This is a genomic window from Methanosarcina baltica (assembly GCF_055394095.1).
Genome location: NZ_AP042463.1, coordinates 1,430,759 through 1,451,443, shown reverse-complemented (window position 1 = coordinate 1,451,443; position 20,685 = coordinate 1,430,759). Strand labels below are relative to the sequence as shown.

The following is a 20,685-nucleotide window of genomic DNA, read 5'->3' as shown; positions in this document are numbered from 1 at the left end:
TGACCTGAACACTTCCCCTACCTCTCAGGGATGTTTAATCCAAATCGAAATCTCCGAGAACGTGTGGAGTATCCTCGAATATCATGACCAGTATAACGAAAGGCTATTCAACTAGGGCTTACCGAAGCAAGCCCCTTCCTCAAAAACCTGAGCCGTTAGGCGAAGGTTTTAGGGAGGGGTAGTTGACGCATGGGGGCTTCAGGAATTAAATTCCGGCCTCTGGAAGTTGTAATTTTCTTCTTCTTTTATTTATTATCTCCTCTGTCCAATTTCGTTTTTTGCAGAGGCACAAGCCAGTGGAGCAAAAGTTAAATCTCAGACCCCCCCTTTAAAAGATCGGATGTCATTCAAAAATCGGAATATCATATCTATGAAAGATTTCTCGCGGGAGGAAATCGACTTTGTGCTCGATACCGCGAAAAAGCTTGAGCCCGTGGCAAGAGGCCTGGAAAAGTCCAGTTTGCTGGACGGAAAGGTCGTAGCGCTTCTTTTTTTTGAACCAAGTACCCGGACCCGGCTCTCTTTTGAGACCGCGATCCACAGGCTTGGAGGGAAAATTATCAACCTGGGGTCCGTGGAGGCAAGTTCGGTCATGAAAGGGGAAAACCTTGCCGACACCATTCGCGTGATTAGCGGGTATGCAGATGTAATCGTTATTCGCCATCCGACAGACGGGGCCGGACGTATGGCTTCGGAGTTTTCAAGCGTACCCATAATTAACGGGGGAGACGGCTCCGTACACCACCCGACCCAGACTTTCCTTGACCTCTACACCATCCGCAGGGAAAGCCACCTTGAGGGTTTGAAGATTGCCATGGCCGGGGACCTGAAGTACGGGCGTACGGTTCATTCCCTCTGCTATGCCCTTTCTCTCTATGGAGCGGAAATGACCTTTGTTTCACCTCCAGAACTCCGGATGCCTTCCGAGATTGTCAGGGACATGAAAAAGCTAAACATCAAGGTCAGGGAAACTGACTCCTTTGAGGAGGTAATCGGGGACATCGAGGTCCTCTACATGACCCGGGTCCAGAGGGAACGCTTCCCGAATCCCGAGGAATATTTGAGGGTTGCCGACCGCCTCAGGATAGACGCTGAGCTTTTGAAAGCCGCACGGCCTGACCTGAAGGTGCTGCACCCTCTCCCACGGGTGAACGAGATCGAGCCTGATGTTGATTCCACTCCACATGCCCGCTACTTTGAACAGGCTTTCTATGGAGTCCCGACCCGGATGGCTCTGCTTGCCCTGGTCACGGGGGCGATTGAATGATGGAAAAAAGAAACCTTAAGATCCAGGCAATCGAAAACGGAACGGTAATCGACCACATCCTGTCCGGCCAGGCTTTAAACGTACTACACATTCTGGGGATCACTTCGGCCTGTCAGGGCCCTGTCAGTTTTGTCATGAACGCCCCCGGCTCAAAAGGCCGGAAGGATGTGATGAAAATCGAAGGCCGGGAACTCAATGTCGAGGAACTGAACCGGATTTCCCTAATCGCCCCGAATGCCACAATCAACATCATCCGCGATTTTGAGGTGGTCCAGAAAAAGAAGGTTGTCCTTCCTTCTTACGTAGAAGGTGTGGTAAGCTGCCTCAATCCTAATTGCATCTCCAACAGTACTGAACCCATAAAGTCCAAATTTTCCGTGATCCAGTCCAAAAAAGGCGGGGTCGTTCTCCGCTGCCTCTACTGTGGACACGTAATTTCTGAAAACATTGCCAGGCATTTGCTTTAATTTTTGTTTTCGGAAGGTAGTGTTTTCTCCTTCGGTCTGATTGTTTTAGGTACTTTGTTGAAGTCTTATAGAAAAGAATAATTAAGCTAAGGAATGGTGAAAATATAACTTCATATTTTCAGGTAGGGAATCATTTTATACCCACACAGGTTATATTTTTGTTAATGGAAATGTCTTGTATGTGCATTCAAACCACGGAACACACGGAACACACGGAAAAAGAATCCCGGAAGACGATATTTAAGGTTGCTCTGGCGTTTTGTTCACAGTAGGTTCTTAATCGATATTTAAAGGACCGGCGTACTCACCGGCCATCAGGCCGGTTTCCGTGTCCTTCCGTGTGTTCCGTGGTTAAGAAATGGTAAACAAAAATACTTGATATTATATTTGACTCATTCCTAAGGAGAACTATTAAAAATTGATCGAAATTCTCAGGGATTAAACCTATTTCACAGGACCGGAAGGATATGGAAATGGAAGATAACGAATTAATCAACGAGCAGGAGCGCAAAAAGCTGCTCTGGAGCCTTAGAAGTGATTTTGCGTGGGCCGGAAAAAAAGTCCCGGAAACGGTGGAGCTCGACGGAACGGAGTACAGGTTGCAGGAGATGCTTAAGGCCCTCGGGGAAAAAGAATCCCTTGAACCTGAAGAGGCAACTGAAATCCGTTACCTTATTCCCAAACTCAGGGCCGGGGCAAAGGCAAACGAGGATATGCTGGAGTCCGAAGAACTCACAGGGGCCGAGGCCCAGGAACTTTTTGAGGAGGCTGTCGGGCTTTTGCGGGCGGCAATGGAGTTTAAAGATATAATTGAAAAGGGGCCCGGGAAAAAGGAAGAAGACATCAAAAAACTCCTGAAAACGCAGAATATGGTCGACGAGAAACGCTGGCAGCAGTTTATCAAAAGCACAAAAAATTAAAATCAGTTAAATATCCCTGCCGGAAAATTCTTCAGCTCATTTCAGGTGCTTTTCGATTTCGGCCTTTATTTTTTTGGCCGAAGCTTCATCCGTAAGGACCGAATAATAAAAGGACAACTCATACCATTTTTTATGCCGGGTTTTGATATACAGCTGCGTATCCTGATCCTGGTACAGGGCTTTTTGCTTTGCCAGAAGGAAAAGAAGGAAGGGGCCAAGAGAGGCTATAAACATTGCTTCTCTCCATTCGCTGGTCAGGGCCATGTACGCAAAGCCTCCGCAAAAACCAAGAGTTCCCAGGCCCCGCAGGGCTATGGAGGCTTTCTTTGAACGCTTTTTTGATTTGTGTTCCGGTACAGCTTCAATCTCCTTATAAGGGATTTCAAGTTCCTTCAGCCTGAAACCCTGCAAATGCACCCCTCTGTCGTCCACCAGGACTGCGGCGCTGAAGGTCTTTATGACAAAGCAGAAACAAAGGGCATTAAACAGCAAGAGTCCGGCCAGAAAGTGGTAAAAGTTTTCCAAATAATTTTGGGTCAGGAGCAGGTTTATTCCTGTTACGAGGCCTAAGGTGAAGAGAGTGGTGTTTGCGGGAAATGTCACGTTTGAGGTCTGGAAATCCGGCCAGACGCCTACTTCCTTCTTTTTTCCGGAAACTGTGGTCTGGTTTGCAAAACAGAAGGGTTGCTCGTTTCCTGCTTCTTTTTTCTTGCAGGCCGGACACCAGCCCATTAACCTTCTGATCTGATCAAAAACAAAAATCTTATCGGGCATTTATTTTCTCTCCCGAATGATATATGATTTCTTCCACGTTCCGTAACTTTTGTTTAAATAGATCGTTTTATGATTTTTCGTCTCCCAGTACAGTATCTGAAGATAACCAGTCCACAGGGAGACAAGCCCGCCTGCAAAGAAAGACAGGGTCTCTTTCATAAGAAAACTCTTCTCCGGACCTCCCGCAAAAATCCAGAACAAAAGTACGGTATAAAATATTAAAGTTATTATTCGAAACAGTCGTCTATACAGGTTTTTTTTGCCTGAATAATCAAGAAAGAGTTTTTGTGCAAGAGCGTCGTAGCTTTGCATTTGCTTCTTCCAGGCAAAAATGAAAAACGTTACGGAAACGAATGACCCGGCAAGAAAAAACGCTAAATTCACACCCAATTGGGCTATTACAAGGAGATATACAAGTGTAAGAAAAGAATCAACCAGGAGGAACTTGCTGCTCAGTTTCCGAAACCAGCCAGGATTTGCCGGATTTCCGGAGTCTTTTCCTCTGGCCCGGGTATTTGCACCAAAATATTCAGGAAAGATGGGATGTTGGGTTTCAGGGACTTTTGCATTCGGGCACCATCCCATTAGTTTTTTGATGAATTCTCCTGTCCCGGTCATTCCAGTTCCCTCTTCCCTTCAGGGTATACGTCTCTGGGATTTATTGTTCTGGATCCGCCTTCGCTTTTCGTATGAATTCTCATCTGCTTCCCCCGGCTTCAGCATCCACCGCGTAAAAAGATGCCTTCTCTACAATCAATGTCTTCTTATTTTTCCGCTCCCAGTAAACCACTTCAAAGTACTGGGTCCAGACAAATAAAATGAAACCTGATAAAAATGCATACATCTCTCTAATGGGGTTGCCAGTCTTTACAGCGAAATAATTGAAGATGAAGACACCAACTATGAATCCAATTGCAATCAGGGAGTTAACTGACATCTGTTTCCTGACTACCTGCAACCTTCCGACCCCTCCTGCAGCAGCTTTGTTGAGTCTGCGCCATTCGGTTATCCATGTAAACAGGCTGAATACCAAACCTGAGATTATACCTATAATAAATACGTCCAATCTGTTTTTTCCCTCTGCAATAAAAAATCCAATAGCCAGCAGCGTGAGAATTAGTGAGTTCAATAGAATCCTGTTGCGATATTTGTTCCACCATCCCGGTGTGGTGCAAGTTGATTCTCCAGCACTACCGGACACACTTACCATCAGGTCATCGAATTGCACTGCTTTTCTGGATTCCATAGCACCTATATTCGGGCACCAGCCCATAAGTTTCCTTACACTCTTTGTAAATACATTCATCGTTTACCCTTCCCGGACCTTTCCTGCCTGAACTCAGGCTTTTTCCGTCATCTCCTTCAATTTCCCGAACAACTCATCCGCAATTTTAGTGGGGTCCTCGGAGCTCCTGAGTTTTATCTGCATCTCCTCCGCAAAGTCCCAGAGCAGTTCAATGCATTCCCTGTACCGCTCGCATGACCCGCAGTCCCCCTCATGTTCGTACCAGACTTGCACCCCGTGTTTGGCCGAGATAAAGATGATTGCGCTGGCTTTGAAGGGAATCGAGCGCCCGAAAAGAACTCCCTTTTTCGGATTTACCCTTTCCACCTCTATCCGGTTTGCCCGGGCCATTTCAAGCAGGGTTTCTTCAATACGCTTATCCATGCTGAGAAGTGCTCTGGATACGGCCTGCCTGGAAATCCCGAACTGCTTTGCGATATTGATGTTCGGGAGTCCGCTTCGGCGTAGGACCCAGAATTTAAACTGTTTTTCTCCTGCCGGAAGGAACATGTGTAAACATCTGTATGTTGACTACTTATATTTTCCCGTTTTCGGGTATTTCTCCCCACAGTTCACGGAAAAATTCAAATATGTTTTCTATTTCCGGCTTTTTTCCCGGCTTTTTCTTATGATAGTTTGATGATCTGGCCAGAAAAGGTATATACAAAGTAATTCTAACTGTTGGACACAGGGGAATATAGATTACGAACTGATGGATAATTTTTCGGCACGTTGTCTACAGAAAACTTTATAGTAATCTTTACAGAAAATTTTGCAGAACACTTTACAGGAACAGGTCCTGGTTAAGATGGAAGCAGAAACATCACAGTATCTGGCCTTTATACTTATTAGCATTCTGGCCTTCATATTATTGGGCCTTTTTATCCTGATTATTAGCTTTATCCTGGCTTTCTGGCTTAAAATGTTGCTTGACTGCTTCAAGAGGCCTTTAATACGTTTCCCTTCGGGAAACAGGCTTGAAAAGCTCTTCTGGTTTCTTTTAATTCTTGGAAATCCCATGGGGGCAGTTTTCTATTACCTTGCATTAAAAAGAAATGATCCATATTATGCCTTTTTTGAAGAAAGAACGGATTGAGGCTTTAATAATTTCCGGATCTTTTCAAAATTGAATTAGAATGGAAAATCATGGTAAAGAGGAGGTTTCGGATGCATGAGAAGATCAATTTAGAAGATACACTGAAAGTCCTGCCCCTCTCCGGGGAATCCAGAAAACTCATACAGGCCCTCTCTAACGAAACTTCGATCAGGATTTTGCAGCTCCTCGATTCCGGAAACATATCCGCAAGCGAACTTGCGGGAAGGCTGAAGCTCAGGCTCAATACTCTCCAGTACCATCTTGACACCCTGCTTGATACCGACCTTATCCGGGTTGCGGAGTTCAGGTGGAGCCAGAAAGGGAGGAAGATAAAAGTCTATTTTTCAGCAGTCCTTTACGGTCCTGCATTTGCGCTCGCTTTTCCGAGTTTGCCCTTCTGATCGGGCTGGAATAGTTCCTGATTTTTTGACCGGGATTTTTTGAAACAAAAGGGGTTAAATACTTGAATAAAATAGAAAAAATGCTTCTGGTTATTGGGATCTCGGTTGTGGCTGCTTTCCCGATTCTGTATCTGGTAAACGACTGGACCCTTGGGTCTGCAGGCATTATAGCGGTATTTCTTATCTCTCTGCTACTTATCGATCCACTGGACTCAAAAGCTGAAAAGGCGAAGAAAAAAAAGGCAGAGGAGGACGAAACATTCGAGAGTGATGTTAGGGCTACGGTAGACTCCAGGACCTATGAACGCCCTTCGTACTTTCTCGGACTTCCTATTTTCATTGTTTTTGGAGGTATTAGCAGCAAATATGAAAGTGTATTTTCCGTAGAACATGAGGGGAAAACCATTCCTGTGCTCTACCACGGTCTTTGTCTCATCTCAAAAGAGGACCGGCTTCGCATCCAGGGGGAATGGTACTGCGGAAAAAAGCTGGGGGTTTGGGGGTATGTCGTTATTGCGGGGAAGATTGAAAACCTGAGTTCAGGGCTTGTGTTTGCCGTGTCGTGAAAGGTCCCTGAAGCAAGGGCATAATATCCAGGCCGTTTATAAGTTCCTGCCCCACTGTAAATTTTTTATGAGTTTTTGGGGGTTCGCTATAAAAATATTAATTTTCAATTTTTTTCCTTCCAAGGGCCCTGGTAGTATTTCCAGGAACCCTGCCTTGCAGGGGTCTGAAGGTATCGCATTTCTCTTTCATTTTGCTGATAGTTTGATGATCTGGCCAGAAAAGTTATATTAAAATAAATTATATTGTAATGGAGTAAAAAATTAATCCTGAATTAATAATTTTAAAATAAGTGGGTCAGAGGCATCCGACTCTACTCTCAGGCCAGTGAATCAAAGGGGAAAAAATTCTGTATAATTTCTTGCAGGAAAAAGGCCGGATTTTCGTAGAGGAGTTTGACCTGAGTGAAGAGGTCGAGGAATACGGATGGGCGATAAATACCCCTGTGTTTTTCAACGCCACAGGCTACAAAGGGGAAAATATTTCCGGGTATTTCCTGGTTTACGAAAGGCCTTTTTTTGAGGGTAGAGACAATTATTTCATCGTTTTCTACGGAGCCCGGGAAGGTGAACTTTCGGAGCAAAAACCGGCTCTGGAAAAGCTGATGGCAAAATCCTTTTGGCACAGGGGAAACGGGGTGAGGGAGCTATCATCTTCTCGAATCTCCGTGAACTTCCCTTTAAGGGGAGGGCCGTTTTTTCCGGTAGGCCTGCCGGAAATTCCCCGCAAAGCTTGCGGAAATACTCTTCTAACTTAAGGCTAACTTAAAGCTTAAGAAAATGGAGGTAAAAAAGTGTTAAATCTTAAGGAGGACGGATCTTGAACAAAAAATCTGGAATTTTTCTTCTTACAGCCAGTACCGTGGTCATTCTGATTATAATTATATTGGTGTACTCTTATTTTATGGCCCAGCTCCTCTGGGGGATTATCGCGGCGGCTATGATTCTATCTATTGCACTTGTGCTGTTTCTTTTTCTGCGATCTTAAGGAGGATTGATCTTGAACAAAAAACCAGGAATTTTTCTTCTCACAGCCGGTACAGCGGTTATTCTGATTATAATTACACTGGTGTACTCTTATTTTGTGGCCCAGCTCCTCTGGGGGATTATCGCGGCGGCTATGATTCTGTCTATTGCGATTGTGCTGTTTCTTTTTTTGCTGCCTGCGGACTCTACTTCCCGGCCTGATAAAAGTGATGGGGAAGCTGTATTTTCAGAGCCCGAATGCGGGGCCCTGGCTGATTCAAGGGTTTACGAAAAGCCTGGTCTCTTCTTCGGGGTGCCTCTTTTTGTTGTGATTGGCAGGGTATCCGGCATACATGAGAGTATATTCTCCATAACGTATGAGGGAGGGAAGACAGTTGTCCTGTATCACGGGGCCTGCCTGGTTTCGAAAGGCGACCGGCTCAAAATCATGGGGAAATGGCGTGGGGGTAAAAAATTCGGTATAAAAGGGGATGTGCTTCTTGCGGACAGGGTTGAAAACCTGAGTTCCGGGTTCACTTTCAGTAAAGGAGAATGAGTTGAATTCTCATGGAAAATAAGTAAATGCAAAACTATGCAAACACAGTAAAATATGGAAACACAGTAAAATATGGAAAAAAGGGCTCCCTCCTGAAATTGAGAGGAGGTTACCTTCCTGTTTTTCAAAAAAAGTAAAATTTGAACTTCCGGACTCAGAGGCCCAGCACATCTTCCATGGAATAAATCCCAGGCTCCTGTGCGCAGACCCAGGCCGCTGCCCGGACGGCTCCATTTACAAAGATCTGGCGAGAGTGGGCCATGTGTTTGATCTCGATCCTTTCGGAGTTCCCAGCAAAGAGCACGGTGTGGTCTCCGGTGATGTCCCCGCCGCGCACGGCGTGGATTCCTATTTCTTTAGCACGGGGGGCTATGCCTTCTCTTCCGTAGACGTATTCCTTGCCACCCACGGCTTCACTGATCACGTCGGCTGCCCGAAGGGCTGTCCCGCTTGGGGCGTCCTTCTTCTGGTTGTGGTGGGCCTCAATGATCTCTATGTCGTAGTCCGAGAGGTACTTTGCGGCTTCCTGAATGATCTTGAAAAAGACGTTTACACCCACGGAATAGTTAGGGGAGATTACGGCTTTGACCCCGTTTTTCAGGATAGCTCCGTCGATTAAGGCCCGCTGTTCCGGAGTGAGGCCGGTTGTCCCTATGATCAGGTTGACCCCGCAGCCTGCAACTACGGGCGCGTTAACCACGGTTGCGCCTGCGATGGTAAAGTCTATCAGGACATCTGTTTCGGTTTTTTTGAGGACGTGTTCAATGTCCTTTATGTCCGAGATTTCAATTCCGAGAGGGCTTATGCGGGCCATTTCCCCGGCGTCTTTGCCCACGTTGTTGAGGTCAAAGGCTGCGGAAAGCTGCATCTCGGGGGAGTTTGTGATGGTTTCCACAATCAGGGCCCCCATGCGCCCACAGGCCCCTATTACGGCTGCGTTGATCATTCCAGGACCCCCAGTTTTCTGAGTTCTTCTGCAATCATTTCGGTGTTAGCGTCAGCCAGGGGAGCAAGAGGGAGCCTCAGGTGCCCGCTCGCAAGCCCTATCAGTTCGGTGGCCTTCTTTACGGGGATCGGGTTTGTTTCGGAGAAGAGAGCACGGATCAGGGGGGCGACCTCATAATGAAGTTTTCTTGCGGTTTCCATATCTCCTTTAAGCCCGGCTTCCACAAGTCTCGACATCCTCTCGGGTACGATGTTTGCGGCAACCGAGATGACTCCGCTTCCTCCCACTGAAAGGATGGGAAGGGTCAGGCCGTCTTCTCCCGAAAACACCACGAAGTCTTCGTCAACGGTGTTTTCCAGGATCCGGGTAACCTTGTCCACACTGCCGCTTGCTTCCTTGATCCCGATGATGTTCTCGATTTTCGCAAGCTCGGCAATTACCTCCACAGGCACGTCCTGCCCTGTCCGGGACGGGACGTTATAGAGGATAATAGGGATGTCCACGGCCGTAGCGATTTTGGAATAATGCGCTATCAGGCCCGCAGGGTTCGGTTTATTGTAGTAGGGGGAAATAAGGAGTACCCCATCTACCCCGGCGTCCGCGGCATGTTTGGTGAACATGAGGGCTTCACCTGTGTTGTTCGAGCCTGTTCCCGCAATCACCGGCACCTTTGCGCAGTTTACGACGATATTGATTACTTCCTCATGTTCGGCCACGGAAAGGGTTGCAGCTTCCCCGGTTGTCCCACTGGGGACAATTCCGGAAACTCCACCTTTCTCGACAAATTCGATATTTCTCTCGAAACCTTCTCTGTCAATCCTGTCATCTTTCGTGAAAGGAGTGATCAGGGCCGGCATTGCTCCTTGAAACATTAGATCCCCACCTGAGTTCTTCTTGTTGCAGAACTGCTTACCTGAGGGGTTTTGCGCGGGCGACCTTTCTTGAGACGTATCCTGCTACTCTGTTCCTTATGACCTTGCTCTCGATGGTCGTGTACTTGGTGACGAGGGCCTTGTTGGTTTCAAAGTCTCCGGTAAAGACGTTTCCGTAGTTTTCTATCAGGCGGAATGCGGTTCTCTTGATGTTGGTATGTCTAATATTTCCCATAGTAATTTCCTCTTTAATTTTTTACTTATAATTAATTGTTTAGTTATAATTAATTGTTTTGTTATAATTTGTTAAAGGCCCCGGTCAGATAAGGCCTTTAGTTAGTTATTAGTTTGATTTTGATATCCTATTTCTTATGAATTTGGAAATTCAAAAACCCGGGAGGCAGTCAGAGCCGATTTTTCAGTTAAAGTGGCTCATAATGCTGATTTACGGATTCTAATCGAAACAGGGTTTAAAAATATTATTACTTAATAATTTTGTCGATCAATAGGTAACTTGGGACTTATAGCTTTTGGGGTAAAAAAGATTTTCGGTTCCCTATCATTTCTTAAGATAATCGGTTTTCCCCAGAAACCTGTCCAGAGTCCCTGCATTTTTAAAGACCTTTTCCCGGATCCCTTTACGGTTTATGAAGAGCCCGAGCAGCACGATAAGGAGGCCAAGGTCCGGTTTTACCTCTGTAATAAGTGCTCCGAGCAGGATCAAAGACGAAGCTGCAAGGCCTTTGAGGGCCCCTTTCCGGTAGGACCTGTACCTGGTCCGTTTAAATATCCGGACGTCTCGGAGGGTCAAAAAGAGGACCACAAAATAGGCAAACATTGCAATTTCCTGATACATTTTCTTCTCCTCTTAGTCAGGCCCCGGGTTGCTTGGGAATGGTGAAAATATAACTTCGTGTTTTATTTATGGAGTTGCTTCATACTCATACATGTTGTGTTTTTGTGTGAGAGGGGTTTTTGGTGTGTCATTCAAACCACGGAACACACGGAACACACGGAATACACGGAAAATATTTCAGTCTGCTTGAGCGAGTGAAACGAGTGAAACAGACCCGTGCTGTTGCACTTGCAGTGCAACTCCCAGGAAATCTTCGATTTCCTGTGATCCCTAAGCGGAACTCGGGCATGGAATACACGGAAAAAAAATGCAGGAAGACGACAATTACGGTTTTTCCGGTATTTTTTAGTTCTCTTTTAAGAATCTTGGGTTGTTTTTGAGTCCTATTTCATAAAGATCCAACTTACTCACCGGCCGCATGCCGGTTTTCGTGTCTTCCGTGGTTAATAAATAGTAAACAAAAATACTTGATATTATATTTGACCTATTCCTTAGCAATCCGGGCCTGATCTAATCACTTTTTTTAGATGATCCCCCTGCTATATATAAATATATAATATCAGACGGTTTTGGACCAGAATCTCCGGATTGCAATATTGAAAAAAACCTGATGCAAAAAAGAGTTAGAGTAATCAAAAAGAGTTAGGGAAGTCAAAAAATGAATCAGGGGGAAAGAAGGCCGAACAGTATCATATACACGAGGACCCCGAGGACCAGGGCGCCAAACCAGCAGATAAATCCCGCGTCCATGTACTTTTTCCCTTTCCACTTCCAACGATTGGTGACAAAAAGCAGTCCGAAGACAAGGGTCAGGCTTCCGATGAGCCTGTGGAGGGTAAGGAGCCAGCCCCAGTAGGGAAGGGCCAGGCCCCGACCCGCTGAATAAAACATGTAAAATACCGCAGGCAGGGCCAGAATAAACGCCATTCTTGCAACCCGGCCGTGCAGGCTCAGGCTATCTTTTTTCTTTGCAAGAGCGTAGAGCAGAATCAGAAATGATAGAAACTGTAACAGAAGTGAAAAGTCTGATAAGGTAAGTGGTCTTGAGCCAGGATACAGAATTATTCCCCCGTGCCCGAGAAACTCCGTAATGATCCCCCGATCTTTCGTTCAGGCAGTTCTCAGGCTTTCTTAGCTTATAATTGTCTTTCTCAGCTTATGTTGGACTGGAATCTATTTATGCGTATTTTCTAAATTTTCATCTCAGGTTTATCAAATCAGATACGGGTCCAGGAGCCCACCGAGGTAGAGGGCTGCAAGAAAAAACGGCTGATGGATAAAATAAATGAAAAGGGAATGTTTTCCAAGCGCACAAAAATACTTCACTGCCCGGATTCCGGAGAGGTCCGGAAAATTAAACAGCCTGTGGCTCTCAGGGTAGAGGATTTTTCCCAGGTAGAGGCCTAGCAGGAGCACCCCGAACCAGGGGAATATCGGAAAATAGTCCAGGCTCCTGAAAGCTTCGGGCTGGAAGCCAAGCCAGAGCAGAGCTGAAAACCCGAAAGTCCTCTCCTTGAGGAAAAGTCCTCCCAGGATGAAAAATAGGCCGGAAAGAAGTCCCGGAAAAAAGCTTCCTTTTTTCAGGGGGAGCCAGGGGTAGACAAGAATAGACGCAACCCCGAAAAAATGCAGGATTCCGAAGACAATGTAACGCTCCTCCATAAAAATCCGGGTTACGGCCGTCAGGAGGAGGCCCAGAGTAAAGAGTTTCAGGCCCCGTTTCAGGTATTTCTGGAATCCTTTTTTCCTGGACACTTCCTTTTTTTCCGGTCTTGAATAACTGATAGAAAGAGCGATTCCGGAAAGAAGGATAAAGAGGACGGCCGAACTTCTTCCCATATACAGGAGAGGACCCGAGTTCATGGACAGCTCAAAGAGTCTGAAAAAATCGAGGTCGTAGAGGAAATGATAGGCTAGCATCAGCAGGACTGCAAGCCCACGAAAAAAATCGATTTCCCAGAAACGTTCTGCTTTTGAATCCATCTAAAATGCTCCGGTATCTAAACATACTCTCAATATGAGCGAAGGTTTATAAAAAACATGTTTTAGAGCAACACTCTCTTCCCGCTCTGTAAAAATAGAAAAAAAGCAGAGGTGCGAGATTCTCTCTGCTTTTCATTTTTTATTTATTTATTTATTTATTTATTTATTTATTTATTTATTTATTTATTTATTTATTTATTTATTTATTTATCTATTTATTTATTTTATTACTTTTTTGATTTCATTTATTTCTTCTCAGCAAGACCATGCCTGTCAGGAGCACGGCAACGAAGCCGACAAGGGATGTGAAGCCCGGAATGCTTCCTGGCTTTTTCTCTTCTCCCGTATCAGATGGTTTTATTTCGTCACTTCTGGTCTCTGGCTTATCAGCGGTCTTTCCCGGAGTCTCTTCCGGAATCGGACTTATTTCTATACTCTGTTTCTCGCCGGTTATGGCGAAGGGGGAGAAACTGCTAACTTCAGCTTCGAAGCAGAAGTTCTCTTCTTCTTCTCCTGTCTTCGTTGTCAGGCAGTTAACCCATTCTCCGTCTACGTAGTGCTGGAGGACGATGGTGTCCAGGTTAATATTATTTTCAGCCAGCCATTGCTTTGAGACCTTGAAGCCTACTGTTCCGCTTTCTATCTTTTTGCCTATGCCTTTGCTTATTTCAATATTCAGGTTCCTGTAGACTTCCTCTTCAGGATCTTTTGAAGCTTGGGAATGTTTGCCATTAAGGACTTCTACCTTTATGACAGCCTTTCCTGCATTGGTTTCAGAAATGAAGGCCACGTACGTAACATCGTTTGTTTCGTCCGTGAGGATCATTTTTGTGGTCGTACCTGCAGAGACGTAGACCTGTGCCATTTCTTTCTGTTTAACGTTTGTATTGGGCTCTCCCGAAACCACTCCTCCTCCGGTACCTCCTGAATTACCACCGCTGCTCCCACCGTTGGACTTTACGGTAACAGTGATGGTGTCTGAGTATACATCCCAGCCGTATCCGTTGCTCACATTCAGGCAAACGGTGTAGATCCCCTTAGTATCATAGGTGTGTACAGGGTTTATTTCCGTGGAGTTTTCTCCGTCTCCGAAGTCCCAGAACCAGGAAGTTGCTCCTGTGGAGGTATCAGTGAAATTAACTTCCAGGGAAACATATCCTGAATATGGGGTTACAGTGAAGCTGGCTATAGGGGCCGCAACGTCTGTTACGTGGATATAAGCCGGTTCCGTAAAGGTATTTTCTCCGTAGTCGTTGACGACCTTCAGGCTTACAGTGTAGACTCCTGGGCTGGTGTAATTATGGGTCGGGTTCTGTACCGTCGAATCAATTGCCCCGTCCCCGTCAAAGTCCCAGGCCCAGGAGGTCGGGTTGTTTGAACTGAGGTCCGTGAAGTTGACTGTGAGGGGTGCGTATCCTTCCGTCAGGTTTGCCTCAAATTCCGCAACAGGTACAGGGGCTTCGTTTACCTGTATGTATGCAATCTTTTCGTCTGCCCAGCACCCGTTGCCGGCGTTGAGTGTTACCGTGTAATTTTCGGCTTCACTGTATGTGTGTACGGGACTCTGTTCTGTCGATTTTTCTCCGTCTCCGAAGTCCCAGGCCCAAGAACTGCTGTTTATGGACTTATCTTCGAACTTTACTGTTAATGGGGCGTAGCCGGAAGTTTCGTTTGGCAGGAAATCAGCCTCTACCGGGTAATCTACTTTCCAGGTCCAGGTGTGTTCGATGGTTTCGCTTCCACTCTTTGCTTCCACTTTTACATAGTGTGTTCCCTGCTCTGCGATCACCATATATTCGTCTTCATATTCGGTATTTCCGTCCTTAACCCATACTCCGTCCAGGTACCACTTTATTGATTCGGGAGAGTCGCAGTCTTTGGTTGTCAGGATATAGAAGATCTGCTCTTCTCCAGGGATTGACTTCGGATTTTCTCTTGGGGCGAGGTCTGAAAACGCAAGGTCGTATGTAAAGTAGATCTGGCTGGTCGCAAAGGCAGGAATTCCTTTTTCAATCAGGTCGTCCTTTGATTTTGCGGCTGCTATGAAAATGGTGTAATGACCTTCAGGATATCCGTCGGAACCAAATGTGATGAGTGTGCTGTTCCCTTTTTCCCCGGATGCCGGATCTTTCTTCACAACGCTTGCGTGGGAACCTGCGATTTTTTCCACCATATCGAGCAGGTTCTCAATGCCTGTGTCCAGAAGTTCGGAATTTTCATAAAGTCTGGCCCCGTTCATTGACAGGTTTGTCCCGGCTCTGGTCCCGTTTGATCCGAGGTTGATTCTGGAATTGTATTCACTATTGTTTACCAGAAGGGCTACATAGGTGTATGATGCCTCAGGCCCGGCTATCTCAAAATTACAGTCAATTAAGCCGTAAATTCCTTCGGGCATGACTGCCAGGGGGGTTTCCAGAGTTGAGTCGTACTGGAGTACTTCAAAGGCAGTGGCAGAAAGCATTAAGGATTCTTTTCTGTCTGTGGTATCAAGGAAAACAAAGATTCCGTAATGCCCTGAGTTCAGGCCGCTGAATTCCAGGTGGATATCCCCGTTTTCGTCCAGTGTTCCGTCCTGTTTTTTGTAGTCGCCCTCTCCGAAATTCTTTTCGAAAACTTCGGGAAGGTCATTTGCATTTTCGTTTTTCAAATCACTGATTGAACTGGAAATGTTGTCCGTATCAATTTTTACAACGTATACGTTAACCGCTTTGTTTGCAAAAGCCGTTTCTCCCTTGAAATCCATTTCCACGACATTTTTGCCGATTACGTTGGTGTACATTTGATGGGTGGAATACGGATAGGTAAGTACTTTGTTATAATCACCTTTCGGCGATTCTTCAATGTTCAGCTTTGCGCTTATATTATTATATTTTAGCTGATTTTTTCCCTGGTAGGAGAATACGAGGGGGTCGGGAAGGGGAAAAGGGTCTCCCCCACTTAAGGCGATCCAGTTTCCATATTCCGGGTCGTTGTATTTGTCCGCAATGCTCAGGTTATCTTCCTTGAGTTCGATCTGCACGACGTATGCAGGGTCGGCATCTCCTGCAGCATAACCTGCTGTAAGTATGGAAGATATGATGATTACAAGTAATATTAATGGAGATTTATTTATTTTCAAAACGGTGCACCTTCTTTATATTTTTCTATTTTTTATTTTGTTTTTCACTTTAATCCTGTGTGATGAACTTTCCTCAGTTTCTCTTTATTCCTGAATAGAATATTATTATCAGCATCAAAACGACTCCTAATGCCCCTATTGCAGGGGTCCGGGCCGGTTCGGGTACGGGGCTGGTATTATTGTTTTTTTCTTCAACCTCATTATCTTTTGATGAATTTGTTTCTGTTTTTCTTACTTCGAATACTATTCCTTCTTCATCTGAGGATTCCTGAGGGGATTCCTCTGAAACTGTCCTGTTTTCATCTATTTCAGAAACGGGTTTTGCAGATGTAATATCTGGGGTGAGCGTTGGTTCAGGTATTTGTTCATGTATTATTTCAGGTGTTGATCCAGTTATCGATCCTGAATCAGAACTCGTTTCATCCTCGTTTTGCAGGGTAATCGTTTTTTGTATTCCTCCGATTTTTATATAGAAATCTCCTGCTGGCATCGAAGAAGTTTCGTATTCGAATTTGAAGGACCCATCTGATTCGGCGACTATTTTCTGGAAGGCTGTGACCTTAATGTCCACCGCAGTCTTTTCGCTCTGGGCCGTTCCGTCAATCGTAACTTTATAAATCCAGTGGGGTACATGCCCCTGGGAGATTGTGGCAATACCGTTTGTGGCATCTTTACTCAGGGTGACGGTTATGAACTTTTTTGCCCTTACGTTCAGGTTATTTACGCCTTCGGCTTTTACAGTGAACAGGTTGTCTTCTCCTTCAGGGATGTACACTTCTTCGATCACTAACTGGTATTTGTTTCTTGAAACAGGGACTTCTTTTTCAAAAAAAACTTCCGCTGGAACTCTTTCCTCGGGGGATGCGTTGCCTCTTATGATGAGAGTGTCCCCAATTCTTGGGTTTTCAGGAGAGACTTCCCAGTTGATTTCCGCGGAGGCGGGGGTGATCAGATAAATTGCCAAAAGTATGAATGATATGAAAAGGATTGCCGGGTGTATTGTTTTTTTACAATCCTTCAACTTTACTCCATGTGTCATAAAAAACTCCTTTATTAAAGCCAATTCACATTTCGATTTATGGCATTCTTGTACAAATTCATGGTGTAAATATGCTATTTATAAGCTGTATCAAAACTAATCTGAATTTTACAATTGGAGAAATTATTATCCCATACTGGCAGGGGGTCAAAATGTAGGTTAATGTATACATTTTTGGAAAATATATACTGCTTTCGGCAGGTACTCTGTAGATCCGAGATAATTAATCTCAATACCGTTTTTTGCCACATAATAAAAATAACGTCCAATATATACAATCCTATACATGAACCCTTATTTATATATGAATCAATATTTGGGATATATGTAAACCATACTGAACATGTTTAATTATGAGTATTATTTCAAAAACGCCATCAAGAATAATACTCATATTTTAATGTCTACCTGCCGAATATAGGATATATGAACTCAGTATTATATCAAATATTTTTCAACGTTGTAATAATATTAATATAATCTTATATATACTTTTATTAATTCTTTCTCTGAATGTATCTCCCCACCGGCCAGCCTTCAGCTGTCGTGTTAAACCATAGGTTTAACAGGAGTTTCTAATTTTCAATTAGAAACATCGAGGAGGGGGGCTTCTGCTACCGGAGGTAAAAATAAAGTATGTCCCCTGCCAGTAAAAAAGCAGGTTTGGGACGTTATCTTTTTTCATCTATTATACATTGTAAAGAGCATCCTGATCAGGTCGTTGAAATCGATTCTCTCATTCCCGTTAAAGTCAAATTTTTCGGCCGGGTAATTCTCAACCATCCATAAGATGTTATAGAAATATTGCTGCAGGTCTATAAAATTAAAAATTCCATTTCCGGTTACGTCTTCGTATATCCCGTCCTCGTTCAGGTCAAGAGGGGGGTTTTCGTAGCCTGGCAGAGGTGTCAGACTTGTAGCAGAGCTAACTTCCAGGCTGCCTTCAAGGACAATCGTTTTTATTGGATCTCCCCAGTCATCGGTCATTTCCGTAACCGTTATTGAGATATTTGTTTTTCCGGCCTTTTTCCCAAACAGGGCGAGGTTTCCAAGAACGATGTTTTCCGCTCCGCTTTCTATCTTTTTGGAGGTATCAAGGCATGTCATACTAACTGAAGATGCAGGCAGTTCGGAACTGCTGCCGTCTGCCCATTCGGGGAAGGTTACGGCTATTATTTCCGCAATTTCGGGGTCTTCGATTTCCACATTCAGTGTGCAGTTTTCAAGACCGTAGGGGAATGTATTTGCAATGATTTCGGTTTCTAATGTCAGGTTTTCACATAGCGAGGCTATTGAGGGGTCAAAACTTAATAACAGGACTTTCTTTTCGGGACTGAGGGTAATTGTCCGCATGCAATTCTCGATTACGATTGTAAAATTGCCTTCGGGTATTGATGATGTGTTGTAACTGTATATGAAATTACCATCAGGTCCTGCGTTTATTGGCTGGGAAGCTGTGATTTTAAGGTCAACGCTGGACTTCCCGCTCTGAGCCGTTCCATCTATTTTGGCTTTGTATGTGCCGGGCGGGACGCTTGACTGGGATATGCTTGCAATTCCATTGTTTGCGTCGGTGCTTAAGGTGACCCATACATTTGTTTTTACTCTTACGTTCAGGTCATTTACGCCTTCGGCCCTTACGGTAAAGATATTTTTTCCTTCAGGTATTTCCACCCCGTCAATGACGTACATATACCTTCCCCTTGATACCGGGATCTCTTTTTCAAACGAGACCTGAGCGTTGATTTTCTCGTTTGGAGCTGCCGTACCGCTTATAACCAGAATATCCCCCACGGCAGGGTGTGTGGGCGAAACATCCCAGTTGATTTCCGCGGCAGCGGGGGGGGCGAGCACAGTCAGGAAAAGGGCTAAAACTATTATTAGCAGGTTCAGGGCTGATTTTTGCCTGAAGCTGTTTTTTATTTTTCTTTTCACAAAAATAACTCCATTTTACTTTTTTATCCGTAACCTCTGTTTACCGGCCAGTGAAACTCGGGGTCGGATTTAACTTTATGAATTATTATTTATCTATGTTAAAATTATATATGTGTTTTTTCGTCCCTTTTGCTCCAAATTACATATTTAACGGAATTCAGAGGGCCGAGAAAATAGTTATTGCACTCTTTTTGTGACCGTACAAATTGAATATTTGTGGGATTTCCTGTGTAAGGACCTGCAACGAAATAACCTATGCAATTTACCATTTATTGTAGCTTCGATTGACGCCCATTAGTATGTGGATTCCACAATAAGGAAATAACATTAGATGTTAGAAGCTGGAAATGTCCAGAATGTGAAACCGAACACGATAGGAACATAAACGTAGCTATAAATATTAAAAAGTTTGCACTTGCGATCTAAATTAAAGAGACACCACCGGAACTGCGGGAAGAGCCTGTGGACTTGTGGAGATTACTCCGGGGAACGAAGCAGGGGGGGTCCCGTCCTCGATGTTTCTAATTGAAAATTAGAAACTCCTGTTAAACCTATGGTTTAACACGACAGCCGAAGGCTGACAGGTGGGGGTAGTTCACTTATAATAACTGACTAATGATGTCGGTTTTCTTTTTTATCATATACATTAATAACCCACATTTCGATTTCTGGCATTTCTGTACAAATCCATGGTACAAATGTGAAATTTAGTTGATTTCGTATCAATTAAATAACCAATATACATGAATTATTTTCCCCTATTGGCAGGGGGTCGAAATGTCGATAATAAAAACAAATCCTCTTATTATCTTAGAAATCTTTATATAGTTTTATGTTCCTTCTATTTTCCACTATCTGAAAAATTGTTGTAATTATCTCCCAATTCTGTAAATAAATATATTCCCAGACTACCAAAATGTTTTTATATCTACAATTTATATTAATTTACTGTTGTCTTAAAGTGAACATTTCTAATATTTATGTTATGTAAGCAGTTTCCTGTATCAAGGTGGTGTATATTTCATGTTGTTAAGTATAATCTCATCAAGTGCGGTTTCCAGCGCTATGTCTTCAAGCGCTATGTCTTCAAGCGCCATGTCCATGCTAACAAGCCCCGGGCTTCCACAATACGGAGCTACGGCAGTGGTCGGGTTGATTTTGCTCCTTTCTCTGAAAGAGGTCCTTTCAGCATCTGATAAATGGAATAAATCCCTGAACAGTTCATTTAATCTAGCAATCCTTCCGATGTTGTTTGCTTTCTGTGGAATTGTCGTCTTCAAGGTTGTAGAAATCCTCTAATTTTTGTGGTCCGTTCTTTTTTAATCTCCCGCAGTTTACTGTGGGAAATACCCCCCATAACTCTTTTTTTTCCTGTTTTCCTGGCTTTTTCCATTCGGGTTTACCATTCCCGTGGCAGACGGATGAGGCTTTAGGAATGGTAAAAATATAACTTCAAATTTTATTTTGGGAATTGCTCTATATTCATACAGGGTGTGTTTTTGTGTGAGTGTGTTTGGTGTGTGCATTCAAACCACGGAACACACGGAATACACGGAAAAATACGGCAGGAATACGATATTTAAGGTTGTTCTGGCGTTTTTTAGTCCGCTTGAGCTCGCAAAGCGAGCGAAACGGACACCG

The 20,685-nt window shown here is 44.4% G+C and carries 23 protein-coding genes and 1 pseudogene; 9 read left to right on the top strand and 15 right to left on the bottom strand.

The genetic code is table 11. The annotated features are described in order from the left end of the window. Positions 1 to 340: 340 nt before the first annotated feature. From pyrB to ACZ5QV_RS06335, 3 genes are all read left to right on the top strand, one after another. Positions 341 to 1,267 carry an aspartate carbamoyltransferase gene (gene pyrB, locus ACZ5QV_RS06345; RefSeq protein ID WP_464601732.1) on the top strand — a complete coding sequence of 309 codons (927 nt, stop codon included), beginning with the start codon at positions 341 to 343 and terminating at the stop codon, positions 1,265 to 1,267. Continuing rightward, positions 1,264 to 1,734, top strand: a complete 471-nt coding sequence (gene pyrI, locus ACZ5QV_RS06340) for an aspartate carbamoyltransferase regulatory subunit (protein ID WP_464601731.1) — start codon at positions 1,264 to 1,266, stop codon at positions 1,732 to 1,734. Before pyrB ends, pyrI begins: the two co-directional genes overlap by 4 nt. Positions 1,735 to 2,207: 473 nt before the next feature. Continuing rightward, entirely contained in the window at positions 2,208 to 2,654 is a 447-nt protein-coding gene (locus tag ACZ5QV_RS06335; protein WP_464601730.1) for a DUF5788 family protein, read from the top strand. A gap of 36 nt (positions 2,655 to 2,690) precedes the next feature. Here the strand turns inward: ACZ5QV_RS06335 and ACZ5QV_RS06330 are convergent, their stop codons facing one another. The 4 genes from ACZ5QV_RS06330 to ACZ5QV_RS06315 form a co-directional block, all read right to left on the bottom strand. Then, complete coding sequence (locus tag ACZ5QV_RS06330) at positions 2,691 to 3,428, bottom strand: DUF1673 family protein (protein ID WP_464601729.1); 738 nt, start codon at positions 3,426 to 3,428, stop codon at positions 2,691 to 2,693. Beyond that, entirely contained in the window at positions 3,429 to 4,046 is a 618-nt protein-coding gene (locus ACZ5QV_RS06325; RefSeq protein WP_464601728.1) for a DUF1673 domain-containing protein, read from the bottom strand. It lies immediately after the preceding gene. A gap of 79 nt (positions 4,047 to 4,125) precedes the next feature. Beyond that, a complete protein-coding gene (locus tag ACZ5QV_RS06320; protein WP_464601727.1) occupies positions 4,126 to 4,734 on the bottom strand; it encodes a DUF1673 family protein in 609 nt (202 codons plus the stop codon). A gap of 33 nt (positions 4,735 to 4,767) precedes the next feature. After that, the gene (locus ACZ5QV_RS06315; protein WP_464601726.1) at positions 4,768 to 5,223 is read right to left on the bottom strand and encodes a hypothetical protein; all 456 of its coding nucleotides are present in this window, start codon (positions 5,221 to 5,223) and stop codon (positions 4,768 to 4,770) included. A 412-nt stretch (positions 5,224 to 5,635) separates the two neighbouring features. On the opposite strand from ACZ5QV_RS06315, the gene ACZ5QV_RS06310 reads away from it, so the two are divergent. From ACZ5QV_RS06310 to ACZ5QV_RS06290, 5 genes are all read left to right on the top strand, one after another. Next, complete coding sequence (locus ACZ5QV_RS06310) at positions 5,636 to 5,809, top strand: hypothetical protein (protein WP_464601725.1); 174 nt, start codon at positions 5,636 to 5,638, stop codon at positions 5,807 to 5,809. A 71-nt stretch (positions 5,810 to 5,880) separates the two neighbouring features. Next, positions 5,881 to 6,210: an ArsR/SmtB family transcription factor gene (locus tag ACZ5QV_RS06305; RefSeq protein WP_464601724.1), complete on the top strand. Its 330-nt coding sequence runs from the start codon at positions 5,881 to 5,883 to the stop codon at positions 6,208 to 6,210. 62 nt (positions 6,211 to 6,272) lie between these two features. After that, entirely contained in the window at positions 6,273 to 6,776 is a 504-nt protein-coding gene (locus tag ACZ5QV_RS06300; protein WP_464601723.1) for a hypothetical protein, read from the top strand. A gap of 359 nt (positions 6,777 to 7,135) precedes the next feature. Continuing rightward, a complete protein-coding gene (locus ACZ5QV_RS06295) occupies positions 7,136 to 7,531 on the top strand; it encodes a hypothetical protein (RefSeq protein WP_464601722.1) in 396 nt (131 codons plus the stop codon). 242 nt (positions 7,532 to 7,773) lie between these two features. Continuing rightward, complete coding sequence (locus ACZ5QV_RS06290) at positions 7,774 to 8,295, top strand: hypothetical protein (protein ID WP_464601721.1); 522 nt, start codon at positions 7,774 to 7,776, stop codon at positions 8,293 to 8,295. Between the two features lie 154 nt (positions 8,296 to 8,449). Here the strand turns inward: ACZ5QV_RS06290 and dapB are convergent, their stop codons facing one another. The 9 genes from dapB to ACZ5QV_RS06245 all read right to left on the bottom strand — a co-directional run bounded on the left by dapB (position 8,450) and on the right by ACZ5QV_RS06245 (position 19,044). After that, positions 8,450 to 9,241 (bottom strand): 4-hydroxy-tetrahydrodipicolinate reductase, encoded by a 792-nt coding sequence (gene dapB, locus ACZ5QV_RS06285; protein ID WP_464601720.1) that lies wholly within the window; start codon positions 9,239 to 9,241, stop codon positions 8,450 to 8,452. Next, on the bottom strand, positions 9,238 to 10,113 hold the full coding sequence (gene dapA / locus ACZ5QV_RS06280; RefSeq protein ID WP_464601719.1) for a 4-hydroxy-tetrahydrodipicolinate synthase: 876 nt from the start codon (positions 10,111 to 10,113) through the stop codon (positions 9,238 to 9,240). Before dapA ends, dapB begins: the two co-directional genes overlap by 4 nt. A gap of 37 nt (positions 10,114 to 10,150) precedes the next feature. Next, a complete protein-coding gene (locus ACZ5QV_RS06275; RefSeq protein WP_464601718.1) occupies positions 10,151 to 10,348 on the bottom strand; it encodes a 30S ribosomal protein S17e in 198 nt (65 codons plus the stop codon). A gap of 324 nt (positions 10,349 to 10,672) precedes the next feature. Next, entirely contained in the window at positions 10,673 to 10,969 is a 297-nt protein-coding gene (locus tag ACZ5QV_RS06270; RefSeq protein ID WP_464601717.1) for a hypothetical protein, read from the bottom strand. Positions 10,970 to 11,632: 663 nt separating this feature from the next. Then, positions 11,633 to 11,896, bottom strand: a complete 264-nt coding sequence (locus ACZ5QV_RS06265; protein WP_464601716.1) for a hypothetical protein — start codon at positions 11,894 to 11,896, stop codon at positions 11,633 to 11,635. A gap of 285 nt (positions 11,897 to 12,181) precedes the next feature. Next, a complete protein-coding gene (locus ACZ5QV_RS06260) occupies positions 12,182 to 12,952 on the bottom strand; it encodes a heparan-alpha-glucosaminide N-acetyltransferase (RefSeq protein ID WP_464601715.1) in 771 nt (256 codons plus the stop codon). 241 nt (positions 12,953 to 13,193) lie between these two features. Beyond that, positions 13,194 to 16,070 carry a TIGR04279 domain-containing protein gene (locus tag ACZ5QV_RS06255; protein ID WP_464601714.1) on the bottom strand — a complete coding sequence of 959 codons (2,877 nt, stop codon included), beginning with the start codon at positions 16,068 to 16,070 and terminating at the stop codon, positions 13,194 to 13,196. Positions 16,071 to 16,143: 73 nt separating this feature from the next. Further along, positions 16,144 to 17,109: a hypothetical protein gene (locus tag ACZ5QV_RS06250; protein ID WP_464601713.1), complete on the bottom strand. Its 966-nt coding sequence runs from the start codon at positions 17,107 to 17,109 to the stop codon at positions 16,144 to 16,146. Positions 17,110 to 17,790: 681 nt separating this feature from the next. Then, entirely contained in the window at positions 17,791 to 19,044 is a 1,254-nt protein-coding gene (locus ACZ5QV_RS06245; protein WP_464601712.1) for a hypothetical protein, read from the bottom strand. 297 nt (positions 19,045 to 19,341) lie between these two features. On the opposite strand from ACZ5QV_RS06245, the pseudogene ACZ5QV_RS06240 reads away from it, so the two are divergent. Next, positions 19,342 to 19,470: pseudogene (locus ACZ5QV_RS06240) on the top strand (zinc ribbon domain-containing protein); the annotation flags it as partial. Between the two features lie 578 nt (positions 19,471 to 20,048). Here the strand turns inward: ACZ5QV_RS06240 and ACZ5QV_RS06235 are convergent. Together ACZ5QV_RS06235 and ACZ5QV_RS06230 are read right to left on the bottom strand one after the other, a co-directional pair. Then, positions 20,049 to 20,324, bottom strand: coding sequence for a hypothetical protein (locus ACZ5QV_RS06235; RefSeq protein WP_464601711.1), 276 nt, complete (start codon positions 20,322 to 20,324; stop codon positions 20,049 to 20,051). 54 nt (positions 20,325 to 20,378) lie between these two features. Beyond that, positions 20,379 to 20,570: a hypothetical protein gene (locus tag ACZ5QV_RS06230; protein ID WP_464601710.1), complete on the bottom strand. Its 192-nt coding sequence runs from the start codon at positions 20,568 to 20,570 to the stop codon at positions 20,379 to 20,381. Positions 20,571 to 20,685 lie beyond the last annotated feature (115 nt).